The organism is Campylobacter massiliensis, assembly GCF_014253065.1.
Taxonomy (GTDB): Bacteria; Campylobacterota; Campylobacteria; order Campylobacterales; family Campylobacteraceae; genus Campylobacter_A; species Campylobacter_A massiliensis.
Genome location: NZ_JACLZK010000001.1, coordinates 14,259 through 31,056, shown reverse-complemented (window position 1 = coordinate 31,056; position 16,798 = coordinate 14,259). Strand labels below are relative to the sequence as shown.

14 protein-coding genes and 1 pseudogene are annotated in these 16,798 nt (G+C 48.8%); 3 read left to right on the top strand and 12 right to left on the bottom strand.

Annotation, left to right across the window (positions count from 1 at the left end; genetic code table 11):
• Positions 1–160 precede the first annotated feature (160 nt).
• From H7R39_RS00130 to H7R39_RS00120, 3 genes and pseudogenes are all read left to right on the top strand, one after another.
• Positions 161–1,123: an HlyD family secretion protein gene (locus H7R39_RS00130; RefSeq protein ID WP_122862500.1), complete on the top strand. Its 963-nt coding sequence runs from the start codon at positions 161–163 to the stop codon at positions 1,121–1,123.
• Positions 1,120–2,349, top strand: coding sequence for an ABC transporter ATP-binding protein (locus H7R39_RS00125; protein ID WP_185897441.1), 1,230 nt, complete (start codon positions 1,120–1,122; stop codon positions 2,347–2,349). Before H7R39_RS00130 ends, H7R39_RS00125 begins: the two co-directional genes overlap by 4 nt.
• 8 nt (positions 2,350–2,357) lie before the next feature.
• A pseudogene (locus tag H7R39_RS00120) lies at positions 2,358–3,482 on the top strand (ABC transporter permease).
• 1 nt (position 3,483) lies between these two features.
• Here the strand turns inward: H7R39_RS00120 and H7R39_RS00115 are convergent.
• The 12 genes from H7R39_RS00115 to H7R39_RS00060 form a co-directional block, all read right to left on the bottom strand.
• Positions 3,484–4,590: an NnrS family protein gene (locus tag H7R39_RS00115; RefSeq protein ID WP_185897440.1), complete on the bottom strand. Its 1,107-nt coding sequence runs from the start codon at positions 4,588–4,590 to the stop codon at positions 3,484–3,486.
• Entirely contained in the window at positions 4,583–5,272 is a 690-nt protein-coding gene (locus H7R39_RS00110) for an ABC transporter ATP-binding protein (RefSeq protein WP_185897439.1), read from the bottom strand. The genes H7R39_RS00115 and H7R39_RS00110 overlap by 8 nt, the downstream gene beginning before the upstream one ends.
• Positions 5,273–5,278: 6 nt before the next feature.
• Positions 5,279–6,094, bottom strand: a complete 816-nt coding sequence (locus H7R39_RS00105; protein ID WP_185897438.1) for an ABC transporter permease — start codon at positions 6,092–6,094, stop codon at positions 5,279–5,281.
• Entirely contained in the window at positions 6,091–7,053 is a 963-nt protein-coding gene (locus tag H7R39_RS00100; protein ID WP_185897437.1) for an ABC transporter substrate-binding protein, read from the bottom strand. The genes H7R39_RS00105 and H7R39_RS00100 overlap by 4 nt, the downstream gene beginning before the upstream one ends.
• 649 nt (positions 7,054–7,702) lie before the next feature.
• Positions 7,703–9,556 (bottom strand): TonB-dependent receptor domain-containing protein, encoded by a 1,854-nt coding sequence (locus H7R39_RS00095; protein WP_185897436.1) that lies wholly within the window; start codon positions 9,554–9,556, stop codon positions 7,703–7,705.
• Positions 9,557–10,466: 910 nt separating this feature from the next.
• Positions 10,467–11,060, bottom strand: coding sequence for a hypothetical protein (locus H7R39_RS00090; RefSeq protein ID WP_185897435.1), 594 nt, complete (start codon positions 11,058–11,060; stop codon positions 10,467–10,469).
• Between the two features lie 109 nt (positions 11,061–11,169).
• Positions 11,170–11,667 carry a TlpA family protein disulfide reductase gene (locus H7R39_RS00085; protein WP_122873229.1) on the bottom strand — a complete coding sequence of 166 codons (498 nt, stop codon included), beginning with the start codon at positions 11,665–11,667 and terminating at the stop codon, positions 11,170–11,172.
• Between the two features lie 13 nt (positions 11,668–11,680).
• Positions 11,681–12,418 (bottom strand): ABC transporter ATP-binding protein, encoded by a 738-nt coding sequence (locus tag H7R39_RS00080; protein ID WP_002950334.1) that lies wholly within the window; start codon positions 12,416–12,418, stop codon positions 11,681–11,683.
• 1 nt (position 12,419) lies between these two features.
• Positions 12,420–13,559 (bottom strand): ABC transporter permease, encoded by a 1,140-nt coding sequence (locus H7R39_RS00075; RefSeq protein WP_185897434.1) that lies wholly within the window; start codon positions 13,557–13,559, stop codon positions 12,420–12,422.
• The gene (locus H7R39_RS00070) at positions 13,546–14,826 is read right to left on the bottom strand and encodes an ABC transporter permease (protein WP_185897433.1); all 1,281 of its coding nucleotides are present in this window, start codon (positions 14,824–14,826) and stop codon (positions 13,546–13,548) included. The genes H7R39_RS00075 and H7R39_RS00070 overlap by 14 nt, the downstream gene beginning before the upstream one ends.
• A complete protein-coding gene (locus H7R39_RS00065; RefSeq protein WP_185897432.1) occupies positions 14,823–16,190 on the bottom strand; it encodes a Fe-S-containing protein in 1,368 nt (455 codons plus the stop codon). The genes H7R39_RS00070 and H7R39_RS00065 overlap by 4 nt, the downstream gene beginning before the upstream one ends.
• Before the next feature lie 65 nt (positions 16,191–16,255).
• Positions 16,256–16,777, bottom strand: a complete 522-nt coding sequence (locus H7R39_RS00060) for an iron transporter (protein ID WP_185897431.1) — start codon at positions 16,775–16,777, stop codon at positions 16,256–16,258.
• Positions 16,778–16,798: the final 21 nt, after the last annotated feature.

The window sequence follows — 16,798 nt, the reverse complement described above, 5'->3', positions numbered from 1 at the left end:
TCCTAAAAAGAGATAAAAAACCACCACTTCTGCTGCACTATCCGAAGCCTGCGCTCCGATAGTATTTCCCTCCCGAGTACCGCGCGGCATCCTAAAATGTAGCCAAATTTAACCAAAGCGGAGTATAATGCTAATGAGACAGCGGCTTTAAGGAGGCGAAATGAGTTTAAATTTGAGCAAATTTTACGCGTTTTTTGCCTTTTTTATCCTGATTTTTGCGGGCTGCGCGGACGAAAGCCGGAGCGCGTTTTTTAACGGCTACGTCGAAGGAGATTATCTTTACGTGGCGCCTGGCGTTAGCGGGCAGATCGTAAATTTAAGCGTCAAAGAGGGCGTCGTCGTCCAAAAAGGCGAGCCGCTTTTTGAGATTGAGAGCGCCGAAGCGCTGGCAAATTTAGACGCCGCAAAGGCTAACATAGAAGCTCTAGAGGCCGAGCTAGCCGACCTTAGCACGGGCAAGCGCCCGGAGGAGATCGAGCGGATAAATGCCGAGCTAAAACAAGCTAAGACCGCGCTTTGGATAGCGGAGGCCAACTACGATCGCGCAAAGTCGCTGCTAGCTAAAAACGCCGTTTCGCAAAAAGAATTTGACGCCGCAAAGGCGGAATTTGACCGCGCAAACGCCCTGGTTAGCGAGCTAAACGCCGCGCTAAAGATCGCAAATTTGCCCGCTAGAATCGAACAAATAACAAGCCTAAAAGCAAAAATAAAAGCGGCCGAAGCGCAGGAGCGAGCCGCGCGGTGGAGGCTGGAGCAAACCGCCGTCCTAGCGCCGAAATCCGGATTCGTCGAAGATATATTTTATAAAACGGGCGAGTTCGTCCAAAGCTCGCAGCCCGTGCTATCTCTACTGCCGCCGGGCGAGGTCAAGATCAGATTTTTCGTGCCCGCAGGCGCGCTGCCTGGCCTGCGCGAGGGGCAAAAAGCGCGCGTGAGCTGCGAGGGATGCGCGGACTTTAGCGCTCGCATCGTCAAAATCGCGTCCGCTCCCGAGTACGCCCCGCCCGTCATCTACAACCAAACCTCGCAAAGCACGCTAGTGTATCTAGTCGAAGCCGTACCCGAAAACAACGCAACCGCCTTGCACCCGTCGCTACCGATAAAAGCGAGGCTAGAGCCGTGAACGCGCAAAATATCTCCGCTCAAATTCGGCGCTTAAATTTAGACGAAATTTCGCTCGGGCAAAATTTAAACGCACGCGGCGATAAAATTTACGGCATAGACAAAGCTCCGTCGCCGACCGAAAGAAAATCAAATTTGAGCGGGTCAAATTTAGCAAACAAGGTCAAAGCCAAATTTAGCCTTCATAAAAATTTTCGCGTAAATTTTAGCAGCGCAAATTTGCCGTCAAATTTGACAAACGCCTCAAATTTAACTGCAAGCCAAAGCTCAAATTTGACTCCAAATTCGAGCCCAAAACAGCAGAGCGACGACTACGCCATCGACGTTAGAGGCCTCACCAAAAAATTCGGCAAAAAGATCATCACGGATGGCGTAGATATCAGGGTCAAAAAGGGCAGCGTGTGCGGATTTTTAGGGCCAAACGGCAGCGGCAAGACGACCACGATACGCATGCTTTGCGGCCTTTTAAAACCAGACGGCGGTAGCGGCAGCTGTCTGGGGTATGAATTTCGCGGCCAAAGCGAAGCCATACGCCTAAAAACAGGCTATATGACGCAGAAATTCGGTTGGTACGACGACCTTAGCGTGAAGGAAAATTTAGAATTTATCGCTAGGCTTTTTGCGGTCAAAAACCAAAAAGCCGCCGTAAATCAAATCCTAGACCGCTTAGACCTCGCCCCGCGTCAAAACCATCTAGCGGGCAGTTTATCTGGCGGCTGGAAACAGCGACTGGCGCTTGCGATGTGCCTCGTGCACGGCCCGGAGCTGCTTTTACTCGACGAGCCGACGGCGGGCGTAGATCCAAAGGCTAGGCGCGAGTTTTGGGATATCATCCACGGACTAGCCCAGGACGGCATCACCGTGCTAGTCTCCACGCACTACATGGACGAGGCCGAGCGCTGCCACGAGCTCATCTACATCGCCTACGGCAAGATCCTAGCCCGCGGCACGCAAGCAGACATCATCGCCGGCTACGATCTAAACGTCTGGCAGCTAAGCGGAGATAGGGCGGGCGAAGCGGCGTCGCTGCTAGGCTCAAACGCCGCGCTTAGCGTTTCGGCTTTTGGTAACGGCTATCACGTCACGGCAAAGGACGAGGCCGCGCTACAAGATGCGGTTAAAGGCCTTGCTATACCGCAAGACGAGCTAAGTCTAATACCGATCAAAGCAAGCCTAGAGGATGTTTTCATCCACCTGCTAGAGCTTTATAAAGACGAGCGGTTTTAGGAGCGACGATGAAATTTATCTCGTTTTCTCGAACCGCGGCGATGATCGTAAAGGAATTTCGTCAAATTTTAAGAGACCGCGCGACGTTAGCGATGATCATCGCGATGCCGCTGATGCTGATGCTGCTTTTTGGTTACGCGATAAACAACAACCCGCGCCACCTGCCCTCAGCCGTAGTGATCGTAGATGGCGGCGGCAAGCTCACCCGCTCGCTAGTTAGCGCGATGAAAAATACGGAGTTTTTCGACGTCAAACACGTCGGCGCGGACGCAGCTAGAGCCGAAGCCATGATGCAAAGCGGCGAGGCGCAGTTTATTATCTATTTTCCGCCAAATTTAGAACGCAACCTCATGCGAGGCCAAACGCCTAAAATTTTAATCGCCACCGACGCCACCGACCCATCGGCAAACTCTGGCGCCGCGGCCGCTCTGCAAATAGCTTTTGAGCAGGTCTTAGCTAGAGACAAGCCCGGCTACGCGCAGCCTAGAGCGGAATTTGAGCTACGTGCACACTCTCGCTACAACCCCGAGCTACTCACGCGCTATCAGATCATCCCGTGACTCATGGGTATCTTGCTCACGCTAACTACGATCCTGCTAACGAGTATCTCGGTAACGAGGGAGTTTGAGCGCGGCACGATGGAAAATCTCCTAGCCGCTCCGTTGCGCCCGGCCGAGGTGATGATAGGCAAAATTTTACCCTACCTGCTCATAGCCTACCTGCAAGTGGGCGCACTTTTGCTGATAGCTAGGCTGCTTTTCGGGTTGCCCCCTATCGGCGACTGGGCCGCGCTTTTTACGGCTTGCACTCTGCTGATGCTTGCAAATTTGGGCGTGGGATTTACCTTTAGCACGCTAGCTCGCAGCCAGCTGCAGGCGATGCAGATGACTTATTTTTTCTTTTTGCCTTCGATGTTGCTATCTGGATTTATGTTTCCTTTTTACGGGATGCCGGCGTGGGCGCGGTTTATCGGCGAGTGCTTTCCGCTGACGCATTTTTTGCGTATCATTAGAGGCGTATGGCTAAAAAGCGCCGAGCTTAGCGATTTTTACTACGATCTAGCCGCGATTTTGGCGTTTTTATGCGTTAGCACAGCCATATCGCTCGCTAGGTATAAAAGGACGCTAGATTAGCCTACTCAGGGTCGTCGCTAAACTCGTTATCTCTAAAAATTACATAAAAGTCGATAAACCAAAGCGCGAAAGCTACGGCGATAAGAGTTGCTGGTAGATGTATATAAAATCCGCTCCAAACGTAAGCCAAAAAGCCCCTGCAAATGCCGGCGGCGATAACGAGCACAAAGGCAATCTTGCTAAGGCGTAAAAACTCAAGCTCCTGCCCGCTGTGACGCAGGCCTGCGATATTAAAGATAAGCATAATGCTAAAAATAATGCCGTTTAGCGCGATGACGTGCAGCATATTTGTCTCCAGCCCCAGGCCCAAAATCCCGCTCACGCCGTAAATGGCATAGCCCGCAGCCAGTAAAAGCTGCATCAGGTAGTAATAAATCACAAAGCTATGACGCAAAAGCTCCTTGTAGTGCCACTCTTTTAGCTTGGCTAAAATCGCGCTACCGCAGGCTATCGCGGCAAAATTTACCGCCTTGCTGCCTTCAAAAAACAAGCTAACTAACAAAAACGCGCAAACGCTAACGATCGCGATGTTTTTATAGACGAAATTTGGCACAAAGGCCGCGTCTTGCATGCCAGGCTCGCGGTTTAACGCCTCTTTGCCAAGCACCACGCTAACGCGAAAAGATATAAGCAAAATCGCGATAACGTGTAGGTGGATTTGTAAATTTAAAAATCTCTCCTCGCCGCTAAGCAGATAGCAAATCTCAAAGCCCAAAATGCCGAGTAAAAATGCTAAAACGCCCAGCTGATCGTCGTTGCGGTCAAGCCAGATCATATAAACGCAAAGCCCCGCCAGATACGCCCAAAAAAGCACCATAAAAAAATGCGCCGCAAACAGGCTAAAAAATGCGCTAAAAAAACTCGCCGCAAAAAACGCAAACATAACGCAGGCGTGCTTTTTTAGCCCTCCGCCAAAATTTGTCCAATCAGTTAGCCCCGTTAGCAAAAACCCCGCGTACGCAAGGGCTGCAACCAGGTGCAAAAAAATAAATTTGTGCCAGCTAACGAAATCTACGGGCGTAAAAAATATCGCTCCGCCTAGTACCGCACAAACCGCGCTCGTAAGGAAAAAAATTCTCATCGGATGGGTGAAAAAGTCGTTAATCATAATAAATTTTTCCTTTAAAATTTTCGTCTATCACGCCGCTAGCGTAGGCAAAATCCCGCTGCGAAAAGGCACGGTCAAGTTCTAGCTCGCGCTCGATCACAGCGCCTTTGCTGGCTAAAAAGCAAATTTTACTAGACATGCGTGCGGCCTCCATCCTGTCGTGAGTCACCAGCACTACGCTCATGCCCTCCTCGACGCGGCGCGTGACGATGTCGATTAAAATTTCTTTCATGTCGTAATCAAGCCCCGAAAACGGCTCGTCCATCAGTAGCAAATCAGGCTTTGTCACGATCGCCCGCACGAAAGCAACTCTTTGGCGCATACCGCCACTTAGCTCGTCAGGGTACTTTAGCGCGTCTTTTTCCGTTAGTCCTAGTCTAGCAAAGAGCTCTAATACGGTCTTTGCTTCAGGCTCATTCATCACGAGCAGCACATTTTCAAGCGCATTTTTCCACTCGAGCAGGCGATTTTCCTGAAAGAGATAGGTTGTTTTGTTAAATTTATTGATTATTTTGCCTTTGCGCGGATCTATGAGGCCCGAGATCAGGCGCAGGATCGTGGTTTTACCGCAGCCGCTCGCGCCAAATAGCGTCACTACTTCGCCCGCGCCGACCTTTAAACTAAAATCGCGCACGACCTTGTCGCGTAAAATTTCGTATTCTAAATTTTGAAGTTCCAGCATAGCAAACTACCTTTTCCACGGCATTAGCGTGATCTTTAGCGGCTCGATAACCAGATACTCAAAAAGCATAATGATAGCGATAGTAAGCACGACGTAGGCCATCACTTCGGTGGTATCTAGCATCACTCTAGCGCTCGCGATCTTGGCGCCCATACCATCGTTTGCGCCCAGTAGCTCGCCCATGATGACGATCTTTACGCCCATGCCCACGGCGACGCTTAGAGAGCTGATGATATGGCTGGTTAGGTGCGGAACGTATAGGTGGCGAATCTTTTTGCAAATGCCTAGTTTATAGGCGTCAAACACCTCCTTTAGCTCCTCACTAACGCTCATCATGCCGACCATCGAGCTAGCAAAGGTTAGCGGCAAAACCGTGATGATGATGGTAAAAACGACGTTTACGGCTAAAATTTCCCCCTCGTCTCCAAACCCGAACCAAAATATAGCTAAAACGATCCAAATAATAGGCGGCATAGAAAGCAGCGTCGTGATCACGGGCTTTAAAAACGCGGCAAAGCTCCTATACGCTCCGGCAACCAGACCTAGCGTGATACCGATAGCACAGGCCGTGCCGACTCCGACTAGCGAGCGCACGAGAGTGATATTTATCTCACTGTTTTTATAATCCGCCAAAAGCTCGTAAGCCCGCACGAAAACCGCCTCGGGCGCGGGGAGTAAAAACTCCCCTCCCAGCTCGCTGCCGATCTGCCAAAGCGCGATAATAAGCGCTATCGTCGCAAGACCGCTAAAGCCGCCCCAAAGGTAGTCCGCGACCTTTAAAAACGCGCCGCGGTCTTTTTTGACGTTATCTATAAGTATCATAAAAATAGGCTCTTATCGGGCATTTTGCCGCCCAGAAGCTTTGGATTAAACTCGAAAATTTGCTCAAAAAACGCCATCACGTCGTCTTGCAACTCATGCGCTTTTGTTACGGTCAAATTTGCCTTATCGAAAGCCCCGGCTAGCGCAGGCTCGGGCGCAGGCAGATACTCGGCGCCGATTTTAGCCGCGCTTTGTTTGTTTTCTAGGATCCATTTTAGCGCGCTCGTTAGATCGGCGTGCAGAGTTTCAAAAAGCGCGCGATTTGCCTCGTAGTAGTCCACGTTTACGATGATTCCCGCCATCGGGATGTACGGCTTGGCATTAAAGCTCTCGCCCCAAGTTTTAGGAAAATCAAGCCCGTAATGCACCGCCACGCCCGCTTTTTTACCGCGCAAAATCGTCGCCTCGCTAAGAGGCTGCGGCACGATAAGTACGTCATAGTCCTTTTGGATGAACAGCCCCACCGCTTCAGGCGGCGTCTGGGTATACGTGATATCAAGCTTACTCGCGTCTATGCCGCGTTTCTTGCAGAGCGCGCGTAGCACGAGATCGGGCATATCGTTTTTAAACGGCATTATGATTTTTTTGCCGACGAAGTCCTCGAGCGTCTTAATGTTTTCGTCCTTTATCATCGCGTTCATAACGCCAAGCGTGAGTAAATTTAACATCGCGAAATTTAACCCCTGATTTCGCAGGTTCGCCGCGACGTTTGAGGGCGACATAGTGACCTTGATATCGCCGCTAGCCACGCCCGCGCGCAGGACGTCCGGAGTGTTCCAGATGCGCAGCTTCACGTCGTGCGTCTTAGCTAGCTCGCCTTGCATGCTTGCCACGGCCATTATCACGCTAGGGATCGCAGGCGCGCCCCACATCGTAAAGTTTTCCTTCGCAAAAAGGCTAGGAGCCATCGTAGTCGCGCCCAGCGCCGCGCTGAGTCCTAAAAATCCTCGTCTGTTCATAGCTTTCTCCTTGTATTAAGATTTTTAAATTTTATTTCGTTTCGCTTTTGTTCGCGGTTAAATTTGAGCTCAAATTTGCCGCGCCGCCCGTCAATTTTTACGCGCCACCGAGCGCTTAAATTTAGCTTTGCGTTAAATTTGGACGGCCCAGACCCGCACCGCAAAAATGCTAAATTTACTCGAGGCAAATTTGAGCTTACCTCAACTCATTTTTGATAATTATATCCAAGATTTAAATATAAAACCTTGATTTAAATCTTGATTTTTTATTGACTTGGTTCATTAAATTTAAGCTCTCAAATTTATTTTTTTCTTGGGAGGCGGGAGGATTCTACTTACGAAGCGTCGCCCCTTCCGCCCCCAAACCCCCACCTACCCCACTGCACGTGAGAGGTGGCGACATAGCTTTGCTGACGCAAAGCGTCGCGGGCTTGAATCAAATTTGACGTTTTCAAGATACGGGTCTCGGCAACCCAAATTTGCAAATTTGACTTCAAATTTTGAACATAAAACGATAAGGCGAAGTATCGTGAGATGATTTTTGGGGTTGTGCAGATAAAATTTAGCGTAGGCTAGACGTGTAGTCCGCCGAGCTAAATTTTATCAAACTCCGCAAAAAGCGCTCGCGAGACAAGCCGCCGCTCAAATTTTAAAAACTAGAGTGAAAGCTGACAAACACCGCCCTCCCCGGCGCACGCACCACCGGATCAGGATCTAGCGCTCCTACGTGCTCGCCGCTGATAAACTCGGCGTAATCTTTATCAAAGATATTCGTCACGCCAAGCCTCACGCCCCAGCTGTTTTTAAACTCAAATCCGCCGTAAACATCCATCGTCGTAAAGCTCTTAGCCGCTTCGCGCTTGTCGATGCCAAAGCCGGTGGATTTATCGAAGTCGCCTCTATTTTGCTTTGCTACGTAGCGCACCGCCGTGCCGATGTTGTAGCTGCCAAAGCTCGCGTAGTCTTTGTAATCAAAGGCCAAATTTGCCTCAAACGGACGGATCTGATAGAGCGGTCTGCCGTCGGTTTTGTTTTGTCCATAGTTATAAAATAGTGAGGTTTTTAGCCCGAAATTTCGCGCGAAATTATACTCGCCGCGCAAATTTACGCTGTAAATTCTAGCATCGACGTTGCGCGTGATGACGGCGTTTTTATTTATCGGCGCGGCCGCGGTAGAGTGGCGGCGATCGTAGATAACTAGATCCTGCGCGTCGTCTGCGATAAAGTGCCCGCCCACGCTAAAGCTATCCTCGCCCTGGCGCGAGCGTAAGTAATCTTTATAAAATTCGCTCTTGTAGGTAAAGCCCAAATTTACGCGGTTGTGACGCTCGGGCTTTAGCAGCGGGTTGCTCACCCAGCCGTTATTCATCGGTCCGTAAAGCGTGTTAAATCGTTCCATGTTGCCGGGTATGCGCTGCAAGCTCTCAAGCGCCGCGTAGTAGCTATCCAGCTCGTTTGGCGTAAAATCGTATTTTAGGCTGGCGCTTAAGCCGTCTTGCTTGACGCTGCCGTCAAAATCATATCCGTAAACGCTACGGATAAGCCCTTTTACCGTCCTAAGCGGCACGGAGGGCGCAAAATAAGGCTCATTTAGCCCCTTTAAATTTGACTTCATCCAGTCGTAGTTTAGCGCAAGGCTAAGCTTATGGGCGTCGCTAAATTTATAACTCAGCGTATCAAAAATTCTCGTTCGCTTATTTGTCACGTCGGCAAATCTATAGCCGTTAAAAACCCAGCCGCTAGGCTGTTTTACGTACCTTTTGCCTTCGTGATTATCATGCTGATAACTGATACCTGCGAGATTGTGAAAGTCGCCCAAGTCCGCGTCGTATTTTAGCTCGACGTCCACGATTTTTCTATCCAGTTCGACCTTGACCGTCTGCGCCGCACTCCTTAGATGATAGTTATCGGCGTTTCTGCTCACGTCGCGAAGCATCAGCTCGAAATTTAGCGTATTTGATAGATCCTCCGCGCCGATGCGAGCGTTAAATTTACCGACGTATCGCTCGGTTTTGACGGCATCCATGAGATGGTGAGGCTGCTTGTCGTCGTCAATGTTATCGTGCACGAGCGTAAATCTAAACTCGCTTAGCTCGCTAGGCACGAAACCCACGACCGCGCTTTGCCCCTGCCTGACGTAGCCGTAGTTCCACGTCCTGCCGCCGCCGTCTTTGTAGCGGTTAGCTTTAGAGAAATTTGCGTTTAAAATCGTGTAGAAATTTGCACCGCGGTATTTAAAAAGTCCCGAACCGTAAAACGTTCTGCCGTAAAATCCGCCCGCGACGTGAAATTTATCCATAGAGTTATCGAGCAAATCCGTCACGAAAAAATAATCATCCCTTGGCGTGCGGTCAAATTGATTTTCGGGAAACGCGCTTTGAGCGATGTTTGGCGTATAAGGCGGCGGAGGCGTAAAGTCCTTTACCGGCTTTATGACGTCGGGATTTGCGCCGTTTGCAAATAGCGCCGTCGCAGCCGCAGCCAGACTGATAGCTAGTCTCATTTGAAATCCTTTATGATAATTTTGATTTTTCGTATCACAATTATATAGAAAAATGTTTGAATATTTCTTGATTTTCATTAAGATAAGATTTATAAATTTTCGCGCGGTTTGGTTTGCAGACGGCGGCAAATTTGATGTTAGCGGAGTTAAATTTGATAAACGTAAATTTTACGCACCGAGACCCGCACCTTTAAGATGCTAAATTTGATTTGGTTAAATTTGGCGTTATGCATTAAATTTAGTTTTTCTTGCTAAGAGGAGAGAAGGGGCTTGAATTACACTCTGCTAGCAGCTCTCAAAGAGAGTGCAAGCACAAGGCGAGGCAAAGCCGAAGCAAAAGAGCTCCCTTTTGTATCCGCCTTTCTCTTTTTCTTGGGTGGCGGAAGGGGTTTCTACTTACGGTTTGCTTGCAGATACGAACGAAGCGGTCTCAAGCCCATAGGGCGACGGTAGCGAACGTAGTGAAGCTAAAGTAGAGCGCCCTTTCCCCTTGCGTCGTGCTATGCACTCGCAACTGCCAGAAGCAGAACCGCCCCCGTCTGCTTGCAGCTGCTAGCGCAGCGACGCAGAAACCCCTACCTACCCCACTGCACGTGAGAGGTTGCTGCGCTATGCGCAGTTTTATCTGGCGCTATCGCGCCGCACGTTTTTAAATTTGTGTTTTCAAGATGCGGGTCTCGGTGGGTAAAATTTAACTTCAAATTTGAACGTAAAACGATAAGGCGCAGTATTTTTGTTTTTTACTTCGCGCAAGCGCTCGTAACGCTCTGCTTGCAGTAGCGAACGCAGTGAAGCTAAACTTCGCTACGAGGAGACGAGGCGGAAACGACGGAGGCGAGGGAGCAGACTAGTCGTCCGTGACCAAAGCCAACCGAGTTTTTAACGAAGTATAAAGGAAAAAATCAAGCCGTTAAGGATAGAAAAACCCGAGTATCTGCGTCGCCGCCTTTTCTTCTATGTATGGGATTATGTAGCTTGGCGAATAAAGATTTTGGCCGCTTTCGATCTCGAGATTGGTTCTTTGTTCGCTGCCGTTTGCGCGGATCATCACGCTGATATAGGCTCTATAAAGATAATAATCCGTCCTGTCGTAAAAATCATCGTCAAACGGGTCGCCAAAAAGCATGCCAAAGCCCATGCTGCGCCTGTATCCGTAGCTGCCGAAACCATAACCCATGCTCATATACGCGCGCGGGCGTTCGCGTCGTTCAAAGCGCTGCAAGCTCGCAAAATCGCCCATTATCACGATATCGGCGCTCTTTTGATCCATGCTTTGGGTAAAACCGTTTTGCAGTAGTTTGTTTCGCACGGTATTTTCTAGCGTGTTTGCGTAGCCGCAGGAGTTTTTAAAATAAACATAGACGCTGCGCGAGGCTTTTTTTACGTCGCCGTTTGTTATAAAAATAGGCATCGTGCTTCTAGCGTAAAGCTCGGGCGTGCGGGGCTCGCCGCAACCTACGAAAAAAATCGCAAATAGCAAAATAGAGAAAATTTTTAGTTTCATTTCGCGTCTCCTTATTCAAATTTGACCACCGCAAATTTAACGCGGACGGGTCAAATTTAGGATCAAATTTAAGCGTATTTTACTACTAAATCTTTACGTTTGAGTAAATTTATAATACCAGCTTGATCTCGTTTTCTAGAGTGGCTTTTGGAGTGAGTCCTATGAAGCGCTTTTTGAGATTACCCTCGCCGTCAAAGACGAAGATCGCAGGCACGCCCATCACACCGCCGACGGCCTTGCTGAAATAATCGACCGAAACTTTATCGCTAATCACGTCGTAGTCGATATGGTGCTGCTTCACCATATCGATATCTTTATCAAATCCAAGGCTCGGTCCAAATATCCCGTAAACACCAAATTTGTCCTTAAACTCGGAGTAAATTTCATTTACGATCGGAGCTTGCGCTACGCAGGCGCCGCAGGATGTGCCAAAGAAAAAGAGCATATAGGGCTTGCCGTCCGTTTTAAGCCGCCTGCCCTCGGGAAAATAGTGCGTATCGACGCCCTTTGGCGAGTTTAGGCTAATGTGGTGCTTGTCAAAGCCGCTATTTCCGCAGCCCGCTATCATCGCCGCCGCAAAGACTAATAATATATATTTTTTTATCATAATTCTCCCAAATTTAAACCGTCGCAAAGGCGCTTTGACCCTTTGGCTCACTTGCTAGCCTCTCGCATGCCTCCGCGCGCTCGCCGTCGCTCACGTGGTGAATATTTTCCATCTTGCCGTGCCTTAGATAGACGATCTTATCGCCAAACTGCCCAAGATCAGGGTTGTGCGTGATGAGCAGGATCGTTTTGCCCTCGCTTCGCAGCTTTTGAAACAGCTCCAAAACTACGCGCTCGTTTGCTTCATCTAGGTTGCCCGTCGGCTCGTCGGCTATCAAGATATCAGGATCGTTTATGAGGGCGCGCGCGATACACAGACGCTGCTGCTCGCCGCCGCTAAGCTGACTCGGACGGTGATCGAGCCTATGTCCAAGCCCCACTCGCTCGAGCGCCTTTTTAGCGTCCTCTTCGTCCACGCTGCTGTGATAGTACTGCGCTATCATCACATTTTCGACGCAGTTTAGGTAGGGGATGAGGTGAAACTGCTGAAATATCAGCCCGATCTTTTCGCGGCGAAATTTGAGCGTCTCCTCGTCGCTAAGCCTACTAGCGTCGTCTCCGCCTAGCATATATGTGCCTGCGGTTGGCTCATCCATCAGCGAGAGTATATTTACCAGCGTACTTTTGCCGCTACCGCTTGGACCCATTATGCTGACCCACTCGCCGGCGTTTACGTCAAAGGTAATGCTCTCTAGCGCTCTTACTTCGCCGAATCTTTTCTCTATCCCGTTTAATCTTATCGCGTACTGCATATTATTCTCCTCTTAAAATATCGGCCATCTTGTTTTCTAGCGCCCGTTTGATCGGATAGATCGAGGCCACGCCCGCAAAAACTAGCGAGATAACCATCGCTATCGGTATACTCATAAATCTAAAATCTATGCTCGAATCAAAAATCGCGTAACCTAAAATTTGCGCTAAGCCGTAGCCTAAAATAGCGCCCGCCAAAGCCGCCGCAAATGCCGTGACGAAGGTCTCGACGCCAAATAAATTTAACACGTTTTTCTTGCTAGCTCCAAGCGCTCTAAGCAGCGCGATCTCCTTTGAGCGCGAGAATAAAATCGCGCTTAGCGTCGTGTTTACGCACATAGAAGTGATGAGCAAAATGACAAAGCTAACAAGCGCCATCAAAAGCTTAATCTTGTCCAAGATAAGTCCCTCTGATTTTGAAATTTTAGCCACGGGTTTGACGGAAATTTGCTCGTCGCTAAGGCTTTTGCCAAGCTCGCTTATGTAATCAAATTTGCCCGTTACTACGGCCTCGGAGTAGTTTAGAGTATTTGGCTCGTTTGCTATCTTTTGCGCTAGAGGTAGCGAGATGATGAGCAGCGAGTCCTCCTTGTCGCCGTCTTGCACGATGCCGCGGATCTTTACCTTTTCGCCCGAATTCGCGCCGATTTGTCTTACTTCGATCACGTCGCCGACCTTAAAGCCGCTTTGTTTAGCTAGATCGGTACCGATTAGCGCGTTTCTCTCGTCAAAATCAAGCGTTATGCCCTGCCCCTCTTTAACCTCCAAAAACGGCTTAACCCGCGTTAGATCGCTAAATTTGACGCCCATGGCGATCGCAGTCGTAGGACCAATATTTACCTGCGTGAAAAGATATCCGCTCTGTCCGAGTAGCTTGTCGCTTGGGATTTTGGCGATCTTTTCGTTAAATTTAGCCTCGTCTATCGCGTCGCTAACGGGGTCTGCAGGAGCGAAAACCACGTTAGCGCCGTAGCTTTTTAGCTCTTTCGTTACTTTTGAGTCGATATCCAGATATACGTTTACAAACGCCGCCGTCACGCACGCTCCAAGCAGGATAGAGACGATGATGACGCCTACTCTAGCCGCGCCAAAGCGCAGGCTTTTAAAGATGACGTTATAAAAAAAGCCCTTATTTGCGATCATATAGCACCTCCGCAGGCAAGAGTTTGACGACGCTTCTCATCGGCACGAGCGAGCCCGCGATCGAGATAAGAAGCGCAAAAGCGATACTAAGCGGAAGCACGATCCACGCGATACCGATACCGTAGCCAAAGATACTGTAAGCGATTATATAGCTTAGCGCGTAGCCCAAAAACGCACCCAAAATGCCCGCAAAAAACGCCACGACTAGGCTTTCGCTCGCAAAAAGGGCGTAAATTTCAAAGTTACTCGCGCCTATGGCTTTTAGCAGGCCGATCTCTTTTTTACGTCTATAAATTTCGCTTGTCATCAGCGACGTAATACCGATAGAGGAGACCGCAAGCGCGATGATGCTAACGATACCCATCAGGCTTTGGATTTTTTTCACGATATTACTCTCGGCGTCGCTTACCTGCATCATCGCCTTTGCCGCTACGCCCGCGTAGTTCTCCTCGATCTGATATGCGATCGAGCTAACGTAGGCCGAGCAGTACCACATATCGTATTCGGCGCTGTCTAGGTTGTCTAGATTTCGTCTAGCCTTGACGGATAGGTCGTTTTCGGGGATCGTCATGGCTGAAACCTCGGCTTTTGAGTATTGGCCGGGCTTATTTAGAAGCTCCTGGGCTAGCTTTAACGAGGTTACGATCTTATAGCTTTCTTCGCCGGCTCCTTTTAGCACGCCAGCGATTTTTACGCTACGTCCGTTTAAATTTAACTCTCCGCCGACGCTCAAATTTCGCTTCGCAGCTAAATTTTCGCCTACGAGCACGTTTTGCACGTCGTCGTCCTCTATCCATTTGCCCTCAACCGCCCAAAAGCCAAATAGCGTTTTCACGCCCGTTTTAAACTCCGGCTCGTCAGCCACGTTTGCAAATTTATCAAACCAAGTGCCCGTGATTTGGTATTTTTCGCCGCTAGCGTCCTTTACCTCGCCGTTTAAAAACGGAGCAAACGCCACGATGTTATTTCGCCAAAAAATTTCCTTGATCTTATGCAAATCCTCTTCGTTTAGATAGTTTTGCGATTTTAGCGGGGTGAAGTTTTTACCCTCGATCTCGATTGCTAACGCTTCGCCCTTCGGTAAGACGACGATGTTTGAGCCGTAGCCGCGCAGCTCGCTAGCGATCTGATCGCCGATTTTTAGCGTGATATTTAGCATACAAGCAATCAAAACCGTCGCCAAAAGTATGGTGATAAAAGCCATACCTTTTTGCACCTTCGAGCCGGTGATCGAGCTTTTTATAAGCCTTAGTTGCATATTTTTCATTTTAGAGTTCCGTTCGTGTCGACGTATTTTTCAGGGTTGGCTTCAAATTCCGCCTGAGTTTTTTCGTTTTCAAAGAAATACGTCCTGTTGTAGTATAGATACGATTTTGAGTTTTGGTTGCTCACCTTGTTGCGGCTTACCGGATCTAGCACCATCTTTTCGATAACTTTTGAGAAATAGTTCGCGCCGCTTTGGATAGTGTCTAGCGTAACGGTTATAAATTTGCCGTCAAATTCAAACGGCATAGGTATCGGGTTGCAGCCGCCCTCTTTGCCGACCGACGGCAAGAAAATGCGCACGTTACACGAGATGCAGATGAGATCGGCATCCTTTTTTATATAACCCATATCGCCGCATATCGCGCACGCGTCAAATACAATGATCGGCGAAGCGCGGTCGGCGAAGCGGTTTAAGAGGAAAAACCTTATCTCCCTGCCCTCGTCGTTTATGTAGGCATAGCGGTGAAGTTCGTTGTCGGCGAGTTTTTCGACGTCAAATTTAAACTCGTTGTTTACGGGTTCTACGATGATAGGATCAGATATCTCTGGCGGTTTTGACGCGTGCAGATCGTAGTAAAGCCCGAAAATCAGAGCCGTGACGACGATAGCCGCACTGCTTTTTGAATTTGCCGCCATGAAATTTCTAGCCGCGTTGTTAAATCTAAATTTGTTTGAACCCACGACCGATTTTAAGAGCGGAGCCGGACGTTTTTTGAAATTTATAACCGCCAAAACTAAAACTAAAAAGATGAAAAAATACTGAGAAAAGGTCGTGTAGTAAATGCCCTTGGCCACGAGCGAGAGCGCCCACGGATATGTAGGCATCATGCCCGCTCGCATAAACTCGAGCCCCGTGTTTGAAAGAGCCTGCACTATCAAAACCGCAAGCGAAAGAAGCGAAAACGTCCACAAGACGTGCTTGCAGAGGCACTCTTTTAAATTTGAAACTACGAAAAACAAAATCAGCAAGAGCAAAAACGCAAATATCATCAAAAATAAGCTGATGATAGACTGCGTATCGAGTAGCTCGCCGGCAAATACCGGAAAATTCGCGCCCGCGTGAGCATAGGTTAGACCGTAGCCCGCACCCAAGGCGAAAAACGTTATCATCTTTGCAGGGTTAAATTTGATAAAAATCCAAAGCGTGCTAACTAGCAAAAATACCAAAGTAGCCGCGTCAAACACCATTTTCACCCCGACGTCGTGAAGCGTGAGTCTAGCGATCTTAAAAACGACTATGCCCGCTGCGATACCCAAAACCGAGGGTAAAAACAGCGCTTTTAGGCTCTTTTTGTCGTTGTTTAACGCTGCAAAAAGGACAAATCCCAGTAACGATGAGATAACTTGGACGAAATATATAGACATGATTAGCCCTAAAATTTGAGAATTTAAGTGAAATTTAGAGCGGACTTAGCCGCTCTAAGCCCGAACTATTTAGCAGGCGCGCCTGTGTATTGGAATTTATAAGTCGTGGTGAACGGCTCAAACCATTTACCCACGCCGGTTTCTTTGTCCGCATGGCGACCAAAGCCTTGTTTTTCAGGATTTTCTATATGAAATTTTAGCTCGTAGTTGCCCACGCCGGCGTCCATTTTTAGGTTAGCGCCGTAGTGAGGGCCGTCTTGAGCGACCATAGGCATAAACGTACCTTTTTTAACTTTGCCGTTATCTAGGTTTTTTAGCTCGTAATTAACTTTTAGATAAGGGATCCACTCGCCAGCCGCAAAGCCGTTTTTGTTTCCCTCGATAGCGTGGATGTCGGCCTCTAGGTGGATGTCGGCTTTACTTGGAGCTAGGTCGATGCCTTTTGGCTCCATGTCGATCGGCTCTAGATAAACGGCAGCTATCTCCATACCGTTGATCTCTACCGGATCGCCGATAGGAAACTCGCCTGCTACGGCTACTGAAGCAGCAAGGCTGAATGCCAAAGCTGTTTTAACAAATTTGTTCATGTTCTCTCCTTTAATTGGTTT